Source organism: Burkholderia sp. 8Y, assembly GCF_902506145.1.
Lineage (GTDB): Bacteria > Pseudomonadota > Gammaproteobacteria > Burkholderiales > Burkholderiaceae > Caballeronia.
Genome location: NZ_LR733520.1, coordinates 2983781 through 3001549, shown reverse-complemented (window position 1 = coordinate 3001549; position 17769 = coordinate 2983781). Strand labels below are relative to the sequence as shown.

Annotated in this window: 17 protein-coding genes; 7 read left to right on the top strand and 10 right to left on the bottom strand. The window is 64.1% G+C overall.

The genetic code is table 11. The features are described from left to right. The first annotated feature begins 31 nt into the window (after nt 1-31). Together GV035_RS24720 and GV035_RS24715 are read left to right on the top strand one after the other, a co-directional pair. Entirely contained in the window at nt 32-1318 is a 1287-nt protein-coding gene (locus tag GV035_RS24720; protein WP_159837588.1) for an AmpG family muropeptide MFS transporter, read from the top strand. Beyond that, the gene (locus tag GV035_RS24715; protein WP_236572711.1) at nt 1315-2253 is read left to right on the top strand and encodes a M48 family metallopeptidase; all 939 of its coding nucleotides are present in this window, start codon (nt 1315-1317) and stop codon (nt 2251-2253) included. Before GV035_RS24720 ends, GV035_RS24715 begins: the two co-directional genes overlap by 4 nt. Here GV035_RS24715 and GV035_RS24710 read toward each other — a convergent pair whose 3' ends face one another. From GV035_RS24710 to gatC, 5 genes are all read right to left on the bottom strand, one after another. Continuing rightward, nucleotides 2254-3036, bottom strand: a complete 783-nt coding sequence (locus tag GV035_RS24710) for an exodeoxyribonuclease III (protein ID WP_159837584.1) — start codon at nt 3034-3036, stop codon at nt 2254-2256. It abuts the gene before it with no gap. A 25-nt stretch (nt 3037-3061) separates the two neighbouring features. Then, complete coding sequence (locus GV035_RS24705; RefSeq protein ID WP_159837582.1) at nt 3062-3901, bottom strand: PPK2 family polyphosphate kinase; 840 nt, start codon at nt 3899-3901, stop codon at nt 3062-3064. Between the two features lie 118 nt (nt 3902-4019). Next, a complete protein-coding gene (gatB, locus tag GV035_RS24700) occupies nt 4020-5489 on the bottom strand; it encodes an Asp-tRNA(Asn)/Glu-tRNA(Gln) amidotransferase subunit GatB (RefSeq protein ID WP_159837580.1) in 1470 nt (489 codons plus the stop codon). A gap of 2 nt (nt 5490-5491) precedes the next feature. Further along, entirely contained in the window at nt 5492-6982 is a 1491-nt protein-coding gene (gatA, locus tag GV035_RS24695) for an Asp-tRNA(Asn)/Glu-tRNA(Gln) amidotransferase subunit GatA (protein WP_159837578.1), read from the bottom strand. A gap of 90 nt (nt 6983-7072) precedes the next feature. Beyond that, nucleotides 7073-7372 (bottom strand): Asp-tRNA(Asn)/Glu-tRNA(Gln) amidotransferase subunit GatC, encoded by a 300-nt coding sequence (gene gatC / locus GV035_RS24690; RefSeq protein ID WP_159837576.1) that lies wholly within the window; start codon nt 7370-7372, stop codon nt 7073-7075. Nucleotides 7373-7749: 377 nt separating this feature from the next. Between gatC and GV035_RS24685 the strand changes: the two genes are divergently transcribed. The 5 genes from GV035_RS24685 (at nt 7750) to rodA (ending at nt 14125) form a co-directional block, all read left to right on the top strand. Beyond that, a complete protein-coding gene (locus GV035_RS24685) occupies nt 7750-8793 on the top strand; it encodes a rod shape-determining protein (protein ID WP_004189550.1) in 1044 nt (347 codons plus the stop codon). Nucleotides 8794-8990: 197 nt separating this feature from the next. Then, complete coding sequence (gene mreC, locus GV035_RS24680; RefSeq protein WP_159837574.1) at nt 8991-10103, top strand: rod shape-determining protein MreC; 1113 nt, start codon at nt 8991-8993, stop codon at nt 10101-10103. Further along, nucleotides 10100-10612 (top strand): rod shape-determining protein MreD, encoded by a 513-nt coding sequence (gene mreD / locus GV035_RS24675; RefSeq protein ID WP_159837572.1) that lies wholly within the window; start codon nt 10100-10102, stop codon nt 10610-10612. Before mreC ends, mreD begins: the two co-directional genes overlap by 4 nt. Before the next feature lie 89 nt (nt 10613-10701). Beyond that, entirely contained in the window at nt 10702-12954 is a 2253-nt protein-coding gene (gene mrdA, locus GV035_RS24670; protein ID WP_159837570.1) for a penicillin-binding protein 2, read from the top strand. Between the two features lie 22 nt (nt 12955-12976). Then, nucleotides 12977-14125 carry a rod shape-determining protein RodA gene (rodA, locus tag GV035_RS24665; RefSeq protein ID WP_159838199.1) on the top strand — a complete coding sequence of 383 codons (1149 nt, stop codon included), beginning with the start codon at nt 12977-12979 and terminating at the stop codon, nt 14123-14125. A gap of 12 nt (nt 14126-14137) precedes the next feature. On the opposite strand, the gene GV035_RS24660 is transcribed toward rodA, so the two are convergent. The 5 genes from GV035_RS24660 to queC form a co-directional block, all read right to left on the bottom strand. Further along, a complete protein-coding gene (locus tag GV035_RS24660) occupies nt 14138-14845 on the bottom strand; it encodes a tetratricopeptide repeat protein (protein ID WP_159837568.1) in 708 nt (235 codons plus the stop codon). Continuing rightward, on the bottom strand, nt 14842-15624 hold the full coding sequence (locus GV035_RS24655; RefSeq protein ID WP_159837566.1) for an HpcH/HpaI aldolase family protein: 783 nt from the start codon (nt 15622-15624) through the stop codon (nt 14842-14844). The genes GV035_RS24660 and GV035_RS24655 overlap by 4 nt, the downstream gene beginning before the upstream one ends. Nucleotides 15625-15799: 175 nt before the next feature. After that, nucleotides 15800-16246: a 6-carboxytetrahydropterin synthase QueD gene (gene queD, locus GV035_RS24650; RefSeq protein ID WP_159837564.1), complete on the bottom strand. Its 447-nt coding sequence runs from the start codon at nt 16244-16246 to the stop codon at nt 15800-15802. Between the two features lie 17 nt (nt 16247-16263). Beyond that, a complete protein-coding gene (queE, locus tag GV035_RS24645; protein WP_159837562.1) occupies nt 16264-16896 on the bottom strand; it encodes a 7-carboxy-7-deazaguanine synthase in 633 nt (210 codons plus the stop codon). A gap of 47 nt (nt 16897-16943) precedes the next feature. After that, on the bottom strand, nt 16944-17678 hold the full coding sequence (gene queC / locus GV035_RS24640) for a 7-cyano-7-deazaguanine synthase QueC (RefSeq protein ID WP_159837560.1): 735 nt from the start codon (nt 17676-17678) through the stop codon (nt 16944-16946). Between the last annotated feature and the right edge of the window lie 91 nt (nt 17679-17769).

Sequence of the window (17769 nt, the reverse complement as noted above, 5' to 3'; positions counted from 1 at the left end):
CGCGCATCGACAACGCTTTTCCAACATCGACATGCCCGACACGCCACACGAGGCGCCCGCTCTAACTGCTCACGAAGAACATCCCCGCTGGTACGCGTTTCTCAACGCGCGCATCCTGATTTGCGTGTTTCTCGGCTTCACGTCGGGATTGCCGCTTTTCACGTTACTGAGTCTGTTGCAGGCGTGGCTCACCAAAGAGCACGTCGACGTGAAGCAAATCGGTCTCTTCGCGCTGCTCGGGCTGCCCTATACGTGGAAATTTGTCTGGGCGCCGCTGATGGACCGCTACGTGCCGCGCCTGCCGTTCTGGCGGCCGGGCCGGCGGCGCGGCTGGATGCTCGTCACGCAAGTGCTCGTCACGCTCGCCATCGGCGCATTCGGCTTCTTTTCGCCGAGTCAGGACATCTGGACGGTGGCCGCCATCGCCGGTCTGCTCGCATTGTTCAGCGCGAGCCAGGACATCGCGATCGACGCGTACCGGCGCGAACTGCTCGCCGATACGGAGCAAGGGCTCGGCAACGCGGTCCACGTCAACGCGTACAAGGTGGCGGGTCTCGTGCCGGGCTCGCTCGCGCTGATCCTCGCTGGCTTCTTGCCGTGGAAGACGGTCTTCATCATGACTGCCGTTTTCATGCTGCCGGGCATCGTGACCACGCTCGTCGTGAAGGAACCGGCGGTTCACGGCACGCCGCCGAAAAGCCTGCGCGATGCGGTCATCGAGCCGTTCCACGAATTCGTCACCCGCGATGGCTGGCGCGCCGCGCTTCTCGTGCTCGGCTTCATCTTTCTCTACAAGCTCGGCGACACCATGGCGACCGCGCTCGCCACGAAGTTCTTCCTCGACCTGGGCTTCACGATGATGCAGCTCGGCGTGATCGCGAAGACGGTCGCGTTCTGGACGAGCCTCGCGGGCGGGATCATCGGCGGCGTGTTTCTGGTGAAGATCGGCATTGCGCGCGGATTGTGGATTTTCGGCGTTCTACAGATCGTCGCGACGTTCGGCTTCGCGTGGCTCGCGAAGATCGGGCCGTCGCCGCTCGCGCTCGCCGTGCTGTACGGCTTCGAAACCTTCGCCACGGGGCTCACGCTCGCCACGTTCACCGCCTACATCGCGAGCACCACCGACCCGCGCTACACCGCGACACAGTTCGCGCTTTTCACGAGCCTGTCGGCCGTGCCGCGCACGATCGTCTCGGCGGTGAGCGGCTTCATCGTCGCGCGCACGGGCTGGTTCGAGTACTTCCTCGTCTGCATCGCGCTGTCGATTCCGGGCATGTTACTGTTGCCGATAATCGCGCCCTGGAGACCCAAACGATGACGGTGCGCATGTCGATCCACCGTGCGCGCTGTGTCCTCGCGCAGACGCTTCTTGGCGCGCTGGCGTGCGCCTCGCTCGCGTCGCCGTGCGCGCGTGCGCAGGACGAAGAACGCGTGCCCGCGCCCTACACCGCGCCGAACAACCAGATTCGCTTCGGCAACACCGCGCTCTTTCGCAATCTCATTCCGCCCGCGACGCTCGAACAGCAGTCCGCCGATGCCTACGCCGCGATCATCCGCGATGCGGAGCGCAACAAGCGGCTCCTGCCGAACGACAACGCGCTCGTGAAGCGCGTGCGCGATATAGCGAATCACGAGATTCCGTTCGCGCTGAAATGGAACGACCGCTCGAAGAACTGGAAGTGGGAAATCAACGTCGTGCGGTCGAGCGAGATTCGCATGTACTGTCTGCCGGGCGGGAAGATCGTCGTGTATAGCGGCCTGATCGAAAAGCTGCATCTGAACGACAACGAAATCGGCATGATGATGGGCCACGAGATCGCGCACGCGCTGCGCGAGCACGCCCGCGAGCGGCTCGGCCGCCAGCAGGCGGAGCAACTGACCGCCGGGACGATGCCGCAGCTTTTCGGCTTCGCGGATGTCGGCTCGACGCCGCTCGGCATCGGCGATCAACTGCTCGCCATGCGCTATTCGCCCGCCGACGAAACGGAAGCCGACGTGATCGGCAGCGAGATCGCCTCACGCGCGGGCTATGATCCGCGCGCCGCCGTCACGCTGTGGAACAAGATCGACACGGCCACGCGCCGCCAGGACAACGGCTTCATCTGGATGCATCCGTACGGGCCCGACCGCAAGCAGGACCTGCTCAAACGCATGCCCGACATGATGCCGCTCTATGCGAAAGCAGTCGGCAAGAGCATCGATGCGTTGCCGGCTTACGCGGGCATGGGGCGGTTCAGGAAGAGCGGCCGGTAATCACTTCCGGCCCACCTTCCAGTCATAATCGATCGTCAGCGGCGCATGGTCGCTGAACTTGATGTCGCGGAAAATCGACGTGCTCTTCGCGGTCGCGGCGACTTCCTTCGTCGCGATGTGATAGTCGATGCGCCACCCGACGTTCTTCGCATACGCCTGACCGCGATTGCTCCACCACGTGTACTGCTCGGGCCGCTGGTCGAGCGTGCGGAACACGTCGACATAGCCGACTTCATCGAAGAGCTTCGTGAGCCACGCGCGCTCCTCCGGCAGGCAGCCCGAATTCTTCTGATTGCTCTTCCAGTTCTTGATGTCGATTTCCTTGTGCACGATGTTCACGTCGCCGCACAGAATGACTTCGCGTTCTTTCGAAAGCTCGGCGAGATGCGGCATGAACTCGTCCATGAAGCGGTATTTCGCCTGCTGGCGCTCTTCGCCGCTCGACCCCGACGGCACATACACCGACACCACCGAGAGCCTGCCGAAGCGCGCTTCCACGTAGCGCCCTTCGGGGTCGAACTCCTCGCTGCCGAAACCGATGATCACGTCGTCCGGTTCGTGACGCGTGTACACGCCCGCGCCGCTGTAGCCCTTCTTGACCGCGTGCTGAAAGTAGCCCTGAAAGCCGTGCGGCGCGAGAAACTCGGGCGTCAGGTCGTCCTGCGAGCACTTGATTTCCTGCACGCAGACGACGTCGGCACTTTGCTCGCCGAACCAGTCGAAAAAGCCTTTCTTGGCAGCCGAACGAATGCCGTTCAGATTGGCGGTGATCACGCGAAACATACGCTTCCTTTCTTCTAAGTTTGAGTTACTCGACCTTCACGCCCGTGAGCGATTCCTTCGCCGGCGGATATTCCAGCTTCATGCCCTGCATCGCGCGCAGGATGAGCTCGGCGACCATCAAATTGCGATGCGTCTTCGAATCGCCCGGAATGATGTACCACGGCGCGTAGTCCGTCGAGGTCGCGCCGAGCGCCACCGAATACGCCTGCTGATAGTCGTCCCAGAGCTTGCGGGCGTCGAGATCGGAGACATCGAACTTCCAGTGCTTCGTCGGATCGTCGATACGCGCCTGCAACCGCTCGCGCTGCTCGTCTTTCGAAATGTGCAGGAAGCATTTGACGATGGTCGTGCCCGCATCCGCGAGCAGCGCCTCGAACTCGCGGATATGACGATAGCGGCGCTCGCATTCGTCATCGCCGATGTCCTTCAACACGCGCGGCACGAGCACGTCCTCGTAGTGGCTGCGGTTGAAGATCGCGAGTTCGCCCGCCATCGGCGCCTGCGCGTGTACGCGCCAGAGAAAGTCGTGTGCCAGCTCGCGCTCGGTCGGCGCGCGAAACGGCACGATGCGCAAGCCGAGCGGATCGACGTCATGGAACACGCCGCGCACCGTGCCGTCCTTGCCGCTCGTATCCATGCCTTGCAGCACGAGCAGCACGCGCTCGCGGCGTTGCGCGTGCAGCTTCTCCTGCAAATCGTTCAGTTGCGCGCCGATTTCGGCAAGACGCGCGCGGTCGTCGTCTTTCGAGCCTGTCGAGAACGGCTTCGCGGACGGATCGATCGAAGCGATGTCGAACGCCTTGAGTTTCTTTCCGCCGTCGAAGAAGGGAACGAGATAGTCGTCCAGGTCGGGTTTCTTTGCCATGTCTGTTTTCGCGTGTGCAATGAAAACGGGCCGCTGCCCAGCTCGACCGGCAACAGCCCGTAAGTCTTACGCTCCCGAATCAGAGACTCTGCGCAAAAACGCGCCGTTGCCCGCCGACTCAGCCCAGCTTTTTCTTCAGCAATTCATTGACCTGCTGCGGATTGGCTTTACCCTTCGTCGCCTTCATGGCCTGGCCGATCAGCGCATTGAACGCCTTCTCCTTGCCCGCGCGGAATTCGTCCACGGACTTCTGGTTGGCGGCGAGCACTTCGTCGATGATCGCTTCGAGCGCGCCGGTGTCGGAAATCTGCTTCAGCCCTTTCGCCTCGATAATGCGATCCGCCGCGGCTTCGTCGGTTGCCTTCTCTTCCCAGATCGACTGGAAGATGTCCTTTGCGATCTTGTTCGAGATCGTGCCGTCCGCGATGCGTTGCAGCACGAGCGCGAGCTGCGCGGCGGACACCGGCGACTGCGCGATGTCCAGCGATTCGCGGTTGAGCTGCGCGGAGAGCTCGCCCATCAGCCAGTTCGCGGCGATCTTCGCCTGCGCCGCGCCCGCCTTCATGACCACCGCTTCGAAGTACGCAGCCATCGCCTTCGACGACGTAAGCACGCCGGCGTCATAGGACGTGAGGCCGTAGGTATCGACGAAACGCTTCTGCATGTCCGCCGGCAGCTCCGGCATCTCAGACCGCACGCGCGACACCCAGCTTTCCTCGATGACGAGCGGCATCAGATCGGGGTCGGGGAAATAGCGGTAGTCGTGCGCGTCTTCCTTGCTGCGCATGGAGCGCGTTTCGCGCTTGTCCGGATCGTACAGACGCGTTTCCTGCACGACGGTGCCGCCGTCTTCGATCAGTTCGATCTGACGGCGCACTTCATACTGAATGGCTTCTTCGAGGAAGCGGAACGAGTTCAGGTTCTTGATCTCGGCGCGCGTGCCGAATTCCTTCTGGCCGACCGGACGCACCGATACGTTCGCATCGCACCGGAACGAGCCTTCCTGCATGTTGCCGTCGCAGATGCCGAGCCACATGACGAGACCGTGCAGCGCCTTCGCATACGCCACCGCTTCGGCGGCGCTGCGCATTTCCGGCTCCGTGACGATCTCGAGCAGCGGCGTGCCCGCGCGGTTCAGGTCGATGCCTGTCATGCCCGCGAAGTCTTCGTGCAGCGACTTGCCGGCGTCTTCTTCCAGATGCGCGCGCGTCAGGTTGACGGTTTTTTCGTACGCTTCCTTGCCGGCCTTTTCGTTGGCGGGCACGTGGATCGTAATCTGGCCGCCCTGCACGACTGGAATCTCGTACTGGCTGATCTGATAGCCCTTCGGCAGATCCGGATAGAAGTAGTTCTTGCGCGCGAAGATGCTGCGCGGCGCGATGTGCGCGCCGATGGCGAGCCCGAAGCGGATCGCGCGCTCGACGGCGCCGCGGTTCATGACCGGCAGCACGCCCGGCAGCGCGAGATCCACAGGAGATGCCTGCGTGTTCGGCGCGGCGCCGAACTGCGTGGGCGCGCCCGAGAAAATCTTGGAGACGGTGGACAACTGCGCGTGCGTTTCCAGACCGATGACGACTTCCCACTGCATGTTCACACTCCCGATGCCGATGGTGCCTTGCGGTGCCAGTCGGTCGCGCGCTGGAACGCGTCGGCGACCTGGAGCATCCGGGCTTCGTTGAAATAGTTGCCGACGATCTGCAGACCGACCGGCCGCTTCGCATTCGCGCCCGCGCCGAAACCGCACGGCACGCTCATGCCGGGCAGGCCCGCGAGGCTCACAGAGAGCGTGTAAATGTCGGCGAGATACATCTGCACGGGATCGTCGGTTTTCTCGCCGAGATTCCACGCTACCGAAGGCGCGACCGGCCCCATGATGACGTCGCACTGCTTGAACGCTTCCTGAAAATCGCGCGCGATGATGCGGCGAATCTTCTGCGCTTGCAGGTAGTACGCGTCGTAATAGCCGTGCGACAACACGTACGCGCCGACCAGAATCCGGCGCTTCACTTCCGGCCCGAAACCTTGTGCGCGCGACTTCTTGTACATATCGAGCAAGTCGCGGTATTCAGCCGCGCGATGCCCGTAGCGCACGCCGTCGAAGCGCGACAGGTTCGACGAAGCCTCCGCCGGCGCGATGACGTAGTACACGGGGATCGAAAGCTCGGTCTTCGGCAGCGACACTTCCACGAGCGTGGCGCCGAGGGCTTCGTATTGCTTCAGTGCCGCGTCGATGGCGGCGCGCACGTCGTCGGCCAGGCCCGCGCCGAAGTACTCTTTCGGCATGCCGATGCGCAGGCCCTTCAACGGCTTGCCGGCATCTTCGCTCCAGTTCTGGCCGAGATAGCGCGTGTAATCCTCGTTATCGCGTTGCAGGCTCGTGGAGTCGCGCTCGTCGAAGCCGCCCATTGCGTTGAGCAGCAGCGCGCAGTCGGCGGCGGTCTGCGCCATCGGGCCGCCCTGATCGAGCGACGACGCGAACGCGATCATCCCGTAGCGCGACACGCGGCCATACGTCGGCTTGATGCCGGTGATGCCGGTGAACGACGCGGGCTGCCGGATGGAGCCGCCGGTGTCGGTGCCGGTCGCGGCGGGCGCGAGGCGCGCGGCGACGGCCGCAGCCGATCCGCCCGACGATCCGCCCGGCACGGCCTTCACGTCCCACGGATTCTTGACCGCGCCGAAGTACGAGTTCTCGTTCGACGAGCCCATGGCGAACTCGTCCATGTTCGTCTTGCCGAGACACACCATGCCGGCGCGGTTCAGGCGCTTGACGACGGTGGCATCGAACGGGCTCGCGTAGTTTTCCAGCATGTGGGAGCCTGCCGTCGACGCCCAGCCGCGCGTGACGAACACGTCCTTATGCGCGATCGGCAGGCCGGCGAGCGGACCGGCGTTGCCTTGCGCGATGAGCGCGTCGGCGGCTTTGGCCTGCTCGAGCGTGAGATCCGGATTCACGCCGATGAACGCGTTCAAGTCCTTCGCGGCTTCGATGCGTTGCAGGTACGACTGCGCCAGCTCGACGGCGGAAATGGCCTTCGAGTCGAGCGCGGCGCGCAGTTCGGTCAAGCTTTTCTGATGCATTGCAGTTCCCTGATGAGCGGGCGCTTCACGCCACGCGCGAGATCGTTGTTCCGAGGGGCCCATACCGCCGATGCGGCCGGTGCGCCGCGTTCACTCGATCACCTTCGGCACGAGATAGAGCCCGTCTTGCACGGCCGGCGCGCAACGCTGGAACTCTTCGCGCTCGATCCGCTCTGAGACTGCGTCGTCGCGCAGGCGCAGCGCGACTTCCTCGATGGCATCGATAGGATGCGCGAGCGGCTCGATGCCGGCGGTGTCGACGGCCTGCATCTGCTCGACGAGACCGAAGAAGTCGTTGAGCCGCGCAAGCGTCGGTTCGGCCTCGTGGTCGGGCAGTTCCAGCCGCGCGAGATGCGCGATGCGTTTAACGTCGGTCAGGGTCAATGACATGGGATCACCGGAGAAAAACATGAACAACTCCCGCGCCAAAAACGTTCGCTGTAACAGACAGTTACGATCTTGGCGGAAAGCCGTCGAAGCGGGGCCGAGGATGGCAAAAAGTGCCGTCCTTTTCCTATAGAAACCCCCAAATTATAAGGTATCATTACACGTTCGACCCACATCCGGATCGACCTGTCAGCGGCTTTCTCCCTGGATGGATGCATTCCGAGAAACGTTTGCGTGGCATGTTCAGTTCCGCGGTAGATTTCTGCTCGGATTTGCAATCACGGCGGCCCGTTTCGCCGTCCGGCAAACCGTTATTTTTTCCGCTGCCGTCCCCGGCGCTCTTAGCGAGGCACGGCTACCCAGCGAGACAGGATTTTTGAATGTTCGGCTTTTTGCGCAGCTATTTTTCCAACGACCTGGCGATTGACCTCGGCACCGCCAACACGCTGATCTACATGCGCGGCAAGGGCATCGTCCTCGACGAGCCGTCAGTCGTCTCCATCCGTCAAGAAGGCGGCCCGAACGGCAAGAAGACCATTCAGGCTGTCGGCAAGGAAGCGAAGCAAATGCTCGGCAAGGTGCCGGGCAACATCGAAGCCATTCGGCCCATGAAGGACGGCGTGATCGCCGACTTCACCGTCACCGAGCAGATGATCAAGCAGTTCATCAAGACTGCACACGAATCCCGCATGTTCTCGCCGTCGCCGCGCATCATCATCTGCGTGCCGTGCGGCTCCACGCAAGTCGAGCGCCGCGCCATCAAGGAAGCGGCTCACGGCGCGGGCGCATCGCAGGTGTACCTCATCGAAGAACCGATGGCCGCCGCAATCGGCGCGGGCCTGCCGGTTTCGGAAGCCACGGGCTCCATGGTCGTGGACATCGGCGGCGGCACGACCGAAGTCGGCGTCATCTCGCTCGGCGGCATCGTGTACAAGGGCTCCGTACGCGTCGGCGGCGACAAGTTCGACGAAGCCATCGTCAATTACATCCGTCGCAATTACGGCATGCTGATCGGCGAACAAACCGCTGAAGCCATCAAGAAGGAAATCGGCTCGGCGTTCCCCGGCTCGGAAGTGAAGGAAATGGAAGTCAAGGGCCGCAACCTGTCCGAAGGCATTCCGCGCAGCTTCACCATTTCGAGCAACGAAATCCTCGAAGCCCTCACCGATCCGCTGAACCAGATCGTTTCGTCGGTGAAGATCGCGCTGGAACAGACGCCGCCGGAGCTCGGCGCGGACATCGCCGAGCGCGGCATGATGCTGACGGGCGGCGGCGCGCTCCTGCGCGACCTCGACCGCCTGCTTGCCGAAGAAACCGGCCTGCCGGTGCTCGTCGCCGAAGATCCGCTGACCTGCGTGGTGCGCGGTTCGGGCATGGCGCTCGAGCGCATGGACAAGCTCGGCAGCATCTTCTCTTACGAGTGATCGCAGTCTTCGGCGTTGCCGCGTGCGTGTTCGCGTATCACGCAACGCCGAAGCAGACGCCCAGGCATTCAGCGTAACGCGACGCGCGCACGGCCCGGCATCAGTCCGGGCCTTTGTCGAAACAGCGTAGGGCAGGTCCCGCCACAAGCGAAACAGCCTGCAGCAACATCCAACCGCTCACGCCTTCGGCGCTGACCATGGAATACAGTCCGCCGCCACTTTTCAAGCAAGGCCCTTCGGCGCTCGCGCGCCTCATTTTCTTCGTGGTGCTGGCCATCGCGCTGCTGGTCACGGACGTCCGCTTCAACACACTCGAAATCGTGCGCGGCATGCTCGGCGCCGGGCTGTATCCGTTGCAGCGCGCGGCGCTGGTTCCGCGCGACATCTTCATGGGCGCCGCCGATCTCGCCGTCACGAGCGCAACCTTGCGCAGCGAAAACCGCAAGCTCGCCGACAAGAATCTCGAACTGTCCATCAAGGCGGGCGACGCCGCGCAATTGAACACCGAGAACGCGCATTTGCGGGCGCTCTTGAACCTGCAATCGCGTGCGACCACGCAAACCACGCCCGCTGAAATCCAGTACGACACGCGCGATCCTTTCACGCAGAAGGTCGTCATCGGCAAGGGCTCGCAGCAAGGCATTCAGGACGGCGCGCCTGTCGTCGACGAAGAAGGCGTGATCGGGCAAGTCACGCGCGTCTTTCCGCTGCAATCTGAAGTCACGCTGCTGACCGACAAGGACCAGGCCGTGCCGGTGCAGATCGCGCGCACGGGGCTGCGCAGCGTCATCTACGGCACGCCGAAGGGCGACACGCTCGATCTGCGCTTCGTGCCGATCAGCGCGGACGTGCAGGTCGGCGATCAGCTCGTGACGAGCGGACTCGACGGCGTGTATCCGCCGGGGCTCGCGGTGGCAAAAGTGCTGCGCGTCGACAAGCAGGCGGATACGGCTTTCGCGCGTGTCGTCTGTGTGCCGGTCGCTGCGGTGCGCGGCGCGCGCCAGCTGCTCGTGCTGCATTACAACGTCAACGTGCCGCCGAACCCGATCGAAGTCGAAGCCGCCGCTGCCGCCAAGGAAGCGAAGGAAAACAAGGGCAAGAAGAAGCCCGCGCCGAAGGCCGCTGCGGGTGCGAGCGCCGCGACCGCCGCGTCTGCGCCGGCGAGCGCCTCAGTGGCGGCGGCTGCGTCGACGCCCGCCGCGAATCCTGCGGCGAAGCCTGCCGCGCCGAAGGCGGCATCGAGCGCATCGGCCAAAACGGGCAAGAAGGCGCACGCGCCGAAACCCGCATCGTCGGGAGCCGCGCGATGAACCGTCCGCAGTACATTCTTCAGCCGGTCAATCCGTACTTCATCACGTTCAGCCTGGCCGCTGCGTTTCTGCTGAATCTGGTGCCCTGGGGCCGGCTCGTCGGCGTGCCGGATTTTGTCGCGCTCGTGCTGCTCTTCTGGAACGTGCAGCAGCCGCGCAAGGTTGGCATGGGCATCGCGTTCCTGCTCGGGCTCCTGATGGACGTCCATAGCGCGAACCTGCTCGGCGAGCACGCGCTCGCGTACACGCTCTTGTCCTACGGCGCGATCACCATTCACCGGCGCGTGCTGTGGATGTCGCTGCCGGTGCAGACGTTCGTCGTCGCTCCGCTGCTGATCGGCGCGCATCTCGTGCCGTTCATCATCCGTCTGATGACCGGCGCGGCGTTTCCCGGCTGGAGTTACCTGACCAACGGATTCGTCGAGGCGCTGCTCTGGCCGATCGCGAGTTTCCTGCTCCTGATGCCGCAACGGCGCGCAGCCGATCCCGACGACACGCGCCCGATCTGAGCGCCGCGCGCCACACGGCGACCGATAAACGCCCGCGCGCCGACTACACTTGAATCGCGAAAGAAACGCGAACCCCTCGCGAAACCTGCATGACCGAAATCAAGAACACCGAGCAGCAGTTGTCGAAGTTCCGCCTGCGCGTCGCGGCGGCGGGACTGTTCGTGTTCGTCTGCTTCGGGCTGATCGGCCTGCGCTTTCTCTATTTGCAGGTCTGGCACTTCAGCAAGTATTCGCTGCAAGCCAACGAGAACCGCATTTCCGTCGCGCCGATCGTGCCGAACCGCGGCATCATCACGGACCGCAATGGTATCGTCCTGGCGAAGAATTACTCCGCCTACACGCTGGAAGTCACGCCGTCGAAGATCAACGGCACGCTCGATGAAGTCATCGACGAACTGTCGCAGGTCATTCCCATCGATTCGCGCGACCGGCGGCGTTTCAAGAAGCTGCTCGAGGACTCGAAGAATTTCGAAAGCCTGCCGATCCGCACGCGCCTCACCGACGAAGAAGTCGCCAAGTTCACCGCCCAACGCTTTCGCTTTCCCGGCGTCGAAGTGCGCGCGCGTCTGTTCCGCCAATATCCGCTCGGCACGACGGCCGCGCATGTGATCGGCTATATCGGCCGCATTTCGCAGCGCGATCAGGAGCGCATCGACGATGCAAGCGACGAAAACGACGCGAACTCCGATCACTACGACCCACGTCTCGACGCGAACAACTACAAGGGCACAGATTACGTCGGCAAGATCGGCGTCGAGCAGAGTTACGAAACCGAGCTGCACGGGCTCACCGGTTTCGAGGAAGTGGAAGTGACGGCGGGCGGCCGCCCGGTCCGCACGATGTCGCGCACGCAGGCCACGCCCGGCAACAACCTCGTGCTGTCGCTGGATATCGGCTTGCAGCAGGTCGCCGAGCAGGCGTTCGCGGGCAAGCGCGGCGCGCTCGTGGCCGTCGAGCCTTCCACGGGCGACGTGCTCGCCTTCGTCTCCGCGCCGAGCTTCGATCCGAACTCGTTCGTCGATGGCATCGACCAGCAGACGTGGGACGCGCTCAACAACTCGCCGGACCATCCGCTCCTGAACCGCCCGCTGCACGGCACGTATCCGCCGGGCTCGACGTACAAGCCGTTCATGGCGCTCGCCGCGCTCACGCTGCACAAGCGCACGCCGGGCTGGGGCTTTCAGGATCCCGGCTACTTCACGTTCGGCGGACACACGTTCCGCAACGACGTGCGTTCGGGTCAGGGCTGGGTGGACATGAACCGCGCGATCGTCGTCTCGAACGACACGTACTTCTACATGCTGGCGCGCGATCTCGGCGTGAACGCGATGGCCGGCTTCATGAAGCCGTGGGGCTTCGGGCAGATTACCGGCATCGACATCGCGGGCGAGGCGCGCGGCATTCTTCCGTCGACGGAATGGAAGCGCAAGGCGTATCGCAAACCTGAGCAGCAGCGTTGGTACGAAGGCGAGACCATCAGCCTCGGCATCGGTCAGGGCTACAACTCGTTCACCATTCTGCAACTCGCGCACGCCACGGCCACGCTGGCGAACAACGGCGTCGTCATGAAGCCGCACCTCGTGCGCGATATCGAAAATCCGATCAGCAAGGCGATACGCCCGGTCGTGCGCGACCCGAGCGACAAGATAGCCGTGCGTCAGCAGGACATCGACGTCATCAAGCGCGCCATGGAAGGCGTGGTGACGAACGGCACGGCGGCGAAGGTCTTCGCAGGTGCGCCCTACCTCGCGGCTGGCAAGACGGGTACGGCGCAGGTCTACTCGCTTCAGGGCGCGAACTACCACGGCCACGCGACGGCCGAGCATCTGCGGGACCACGCGCTCTTTATCGCGTTCGCGCCCGCCGAGAACCCGAAGATCGCGCTTGCGCTGATCGTCGAAAACGGCGGCTGGGGCGCGGAATCAGCGGGTCCGATCGCGCGGAAGGTGCTCGACTATTACCTGGTGGACCGAATGAAACCGGGCGCCGAAGCGGCCGCCGTGGCGGCAGCCGCGTCCGCGACGGAAGATGCGGGGCTGCCGGTGATCGGCGGCACGCAACCGCCGGCTGCGGCCGCGCTACCTTCGTCGGTCGCGGAACAGTCGCCGGCGTTCTCGCCGTCCGCTGCGTCCAATCCGAATGTCGCCAAGGCGGCGTCCGCGCCTGCTGTACCCGCCGGGCGCCCGGCGTCCGCGCCAGCCGCCGCGTTGCCTGCGTCGACGCCGCCCGGCCGCAAGCGCGGCCAGAAAAACGCGCCAGCCGAGCCGACGCCCACGATGGTGCGCGGCAACGCGGAGAACGGCGTGCGCACGTTCGCCCCGACCGGCGGCATCGACGAATAAGGAAATCGGCATGCAAGTGCATTTGCAATTCGACAAGCACGCGTGGATCGAGCGCGCGAAGCGCATGTTCGCGGGCTTCGACCGGCCGCTCGCGCTGATCGTTTTCCTGCTGCTGTGCGTCGGCATCGTGACGCTTTACAGCGCCAGTCTCGACGTGCCGGGCCGCGTGGAGGACCAACTGCGCAACATCTTGCTGACGTTCGGCCTGATGTGGATTCTCGCGAACATTCCGCCGCAGACGCTCATGCGCTTTGCCGTGCCGCTTTATACGGTCGGCGTCGCGCTGCTGGTCGCCGTGGCCGCGTTCGGGTTGACGCGCAAGGGCGCGAAACGCTGGCTGAACGTCGGCGTGGTGATTCAGCCGTCGGAAATCATGAAGATCGCGATGCCGCTCATGCTCGCGTGGTATTACCAGCGGCGCGAAGGCAACATTCGCTGGTGGGATTACATCGTCGGCTTCGTGATTCTGGTGCTGCCCGTCGGCCTGATCGCGAAACAGCCGGACCTCGGCACGGCGGTGCTCGTGTTCGCGGCGGGCGTGTTCGTCATCTATTTCGCGGGGCTTAGTTTCAAGCTGATCGTGCCGGTGCTCGCGGCGGCGGTAATCGTCGTGGCGAGCGTCGCGGTGTTTCAGGACCGCATTTGCCAGCCCGAAGTGAACTGGCCGCTGATGCACGATTATCAAAAGCATCGCATCTGCACGCTGCTCGATCCGACATCCGATCCGCTCGGCAAGGGCTTCCACACCATTCAGGCGGTGATCGCGATCGGTTCCGGCGGCACGCTCGGCAAGGGCTGGCTGAAGGGCACGCAGGCACACCTCGAATTCATCCCCGAAAAGCATACGGACTTCATCTTCGCCGTGTTTTCGGAAGAATTCGGGCTCGCGGGCGGGCTGGTGCTGCTTTTTCTCTACATGGCGCTGATCGCGCGCGGACTGTATATCGCGGCGAACGGCGCGACCTTCTTCGGGCGACTACTGGCCGGATCGCTCACGCTCGCGTTCTTCACTTACGCGTTCGTCAACATCGGCATGGTGAGCGGAATTCTGCCGGTCGTGGGCGTGCCGTTGCCGTTCATGAGTTATGGCGGCACGGCATTGACCACGCTCGGCGTGGCGGTCGGGCTGATCATGAGCGTCGCGCGGCAGAAGCGGCTGATGCAGAGCTAGCGCGGCAAGCGGTTACTGCGGCTGCGCCTGCGGCGGCGGCTTCCGCTGTTCGAGCTCGGCGCTCAGCTGCAAGTACTTGAGCTTCGCTGCCGGATCGCCTTGCGCGGCAGCCGCCGCATAGTACGCACGCGCGACGTTTAGATTGCGCTCGACGCCATCGCCGCCGCGTTCGTAGAACGATCCCGCGACGTACTGCGCCGTCATGTCGCCGCCCTGCGCGGCCTTCTTGTACCAGGTGAATGCCTGCGTGTTGTCGCGAGCCGTGCCGCGACCGTCCAGAAACTGATTCGCGAGCGCCAGTTCCGCCTGCACGTGCCCCTGATTCGCGGCGCGCAGGAACCATCGGTGCGCTTCCGCCGGATCCTTGTCCACGAACTCGCCGTCGTCGTACATCTTGCCGTAGACGTACTGTGCGTGCGTCATGTTTGCATCGGCGGCACGGCGCAGCCACTTCTTGCCCTCAGGCACGTCGGCGGCGCCGCCTTCGCCGTTGAGCAGCATCATCGCGTAATTGAATTGCGCGAGACGGCTGCCCTTTTCAGCCGCGCGACGAAACTCCGAGCGCGCGGAGACGAGGTTGCCCGCGTTGTAATCGGCGACGGCGTTTTGCGTCGCCAGATCAGTTGGTTTCGGCATGCCTTGCGCGTGCGCGCCGCCCGCCGTCATCCAGACGAGCGCAGCCGATGCCGCCGCCACGCCGCCACGCCATCCGCCCTTCATGCTCTGGCCTCCTGCAACGCCTGCCGCGTTGCCTTCAATAGCCACATCACGTCGGCGGCGATCGACACCAGCTTGATGCCCGCCTCCGCGTACTGCCGCGCGCTCGCGACATCGAGCGCGAAAATGCCGCTGGACTTGCCCGCGCGCCTGGCCGCATCCGCGATTTTCGTGATGGCCGCGAGCACGTCCGGGTGTTTCGTATCGCCGAGATGACCGAGGCTCGCGGCGAGATCCGCCGGACCGATGAACAGGCAATCGACGCCGGGCGTCGCAGCGATTTCATCGACGGCGGCGAGCGCCGCAACGGATTCGATCTGCACGATGGTCGCAATCTGCGCGTTCGCGCCGGACACGTAATCGCGCCGCATGCCGTATGCCGCCGCCCGCACGGCGCCCGCGACGCCGCGCAGTCCTTCGAGTTGCGCCTCAGTCGGATAGCGCGTGAGCCGCACGATGCGCGCCGCGTCTTCCGCCGACTGCACGTTGGGAAACATCAGCGTGCGCGCGCCGGCGTCGAGCACGCGCTTGACGAGCCAGCCTTCGGCGAACGGCACGCGCACGACCGGCTCCGTCGGCAAATGCGCGGCGGCGATCGCGCGAAGCTGCTCGACGACATCGCGGCTATCGTTCGGCGAGTGTTCCATGTCGATGCACAGCCAGTCGAAGCCGGCGTGGGCGAGTGCTTCGGCGGCGTCGGCGCTGCACAGCGACAGCCACAGGCCGAAAAGCGGACTGGGATCGGCGAGACGTTGCTTGAGGGGATTGGTGAAGGTGCTCATCGCGCGGCTCCGTGGGAGCGCGGTCTGCGCGATGCGTGGAACAGGCACGACTGAAAGAGTGACGGCATGTTGCGCTCCGGATGATCGACACGCACTTTGCGGCGTCGGCGCGTTGGCCGACTCACCGAGCGATCATACCGTGACAACGGCGCGGACGTTCGCCGCGCCTTGAGCCTTACGCGCGCTCGACGTCCGCCCAGCAGTTCGGCGTTTCGTACAGCCGCACGCGCTTGAGCTTCAGATCGACGCCGTAGTGCGCATCGTACACGCCCGCGAGAATGCGGAACGCGACCGCCGCCATGTTCTCGACGGTCGGAATGCGGTCGAACACGACCGTCTTGTGGTCCGCCATCGATTGCAGGAATTCGCGCACTTTCACGTCGCCTTCGTAGACGATGAACGCGTGGTCCCACTTGTTGACGAGATGTTCCATTGCGAGCGACTTCACGTCGGCGAAGTCCATCACCATGCCGCGATCCGGCGCGCCTTCGGTATCGACGAGTTCGCCTTGCAGCGTGATTTCGAGCACGTAACGATGCCCGTGCAAGTTGCGGCACTGGCTGCGGTGATCGGGAATGCGGTGGCCCGCATCGAATTCGAGTTTTCGGGTAATCGTCTGCACGTCGGCTCGATCGTCTTTCAGGGGATGTTCAGATATTTGTGCGTCTGCATCGACAGCCGCCATTTCGGATGCCGCTTGCACCAGTCGATCGCGAGCTTCGTATTGATGTCGCGCGACGGGCCGTCCATCGGCTGCACGAGGAAGTAGTCGAAGTCGAGCGTTTCGTATTCGGCGAGCCGCTGATTGTCCTGCGGCACGACGACCTTCAGCTCGTTGCCCTTCGTCACGACGAGCGGCGCGTCGGCCTTCGGGCTCACGCAAATCCAGTCGATGCTGTCGAGCACGGCCATCGACCCATTCGTTTCGATCGCGATTTCGAAGCCGGCTTCGTGCAGCGCGTCGACGAACGGCTGGTCGATCTGCAACATCGGCTCGCCGCCCGTGCACACGACGAACTTGTGCGCCGCGCCTTCCGGCCACAGCGACGCGATTTTCGCGACCAGTTCCGCCGGCGTCTTGTACTTTCCGCCGTTCTCGCCGTCCGTGCCGACGAAATCCGTGTCGCAGAAGCGGCATACCGCGTCCGCGCGGTCTTCCTCGCGGCCCGACCACAAATTGCAGCCGGCGAAGCGGCAGAACACGGCGGGACGCCCGGCGTTGGCGCCCTCGCCCTGCAACGTGTAGAAGATTTCCTTGACCGCGTACGTCATGACTGCTCTGTGACCTGTGTTAGTTCGCTCTGCTCTGCGTTTGAAATTCAAACGGGTTCGATCGTGACGTGCTCGCCCGCGCGATACGCCTCGTAGCCGCGCTTGCGCAGTTTGCACGCCGGGCACTGGCCGCAGCCGAAGCCCCAGTCGTGCAGTTCGGAACGCTCGCCGACATAGCACGTATGCGTTTCGACGCGAACCAGTTCGACGAGCGCCTCGCCGCCGAGCGTTTCCGCGAGACGCCAGGTGTCGGCCTTGTCGAGCCACATCAGCGGCGTTTCGAGCGCATAGCGCGTTTCCATGCCGAGGTTCAGCGCCACCTGCAACGCTTTCATCGTGTCGTCGCGGCAATCCGGATACCCGGAGAAATCGGTCTCGCACATGCCGCCGACGAGCACCTTCAGCCCGCGACGGTAGGCGACCGCCGCCGCAATCGTCATGAACAACAGGTTGCGGCCGGGCACGAAAGTATTCGGCAAGCCGTTCGCGGTCGATTGAATCTCGATCTCGCGCGTCATGGCGGTGTCGCTGATCGCGCCGAGCACCGACAGGTCGATCATGTGATCTTCGCCGAGCCGCTCGGCCCACTGCGGAAACGCGCCCACGACGCCTGCGCGAAACCCGTCGCGGCATTCGAGTTCGACGCGATGACGCTGACCATAGTCGAAGCCGAGCGTCTCGACGGTCTTGTAGCGTTCGAGCGCCCATGCCAGGCACGTGGCCGAGTCCTGCCCGCCGGAAAACAGCACGAGGGCGCTGTCCTTCGCGTCTATCCGAGTCACCGTGAAAACTCCGTGTATGAGATTGGCGTCGTGCGCCGCGTGGCCGGTCGAGAAACCGGCGTCGCGTGTGAAACGCGGGCTGCGGCGATCC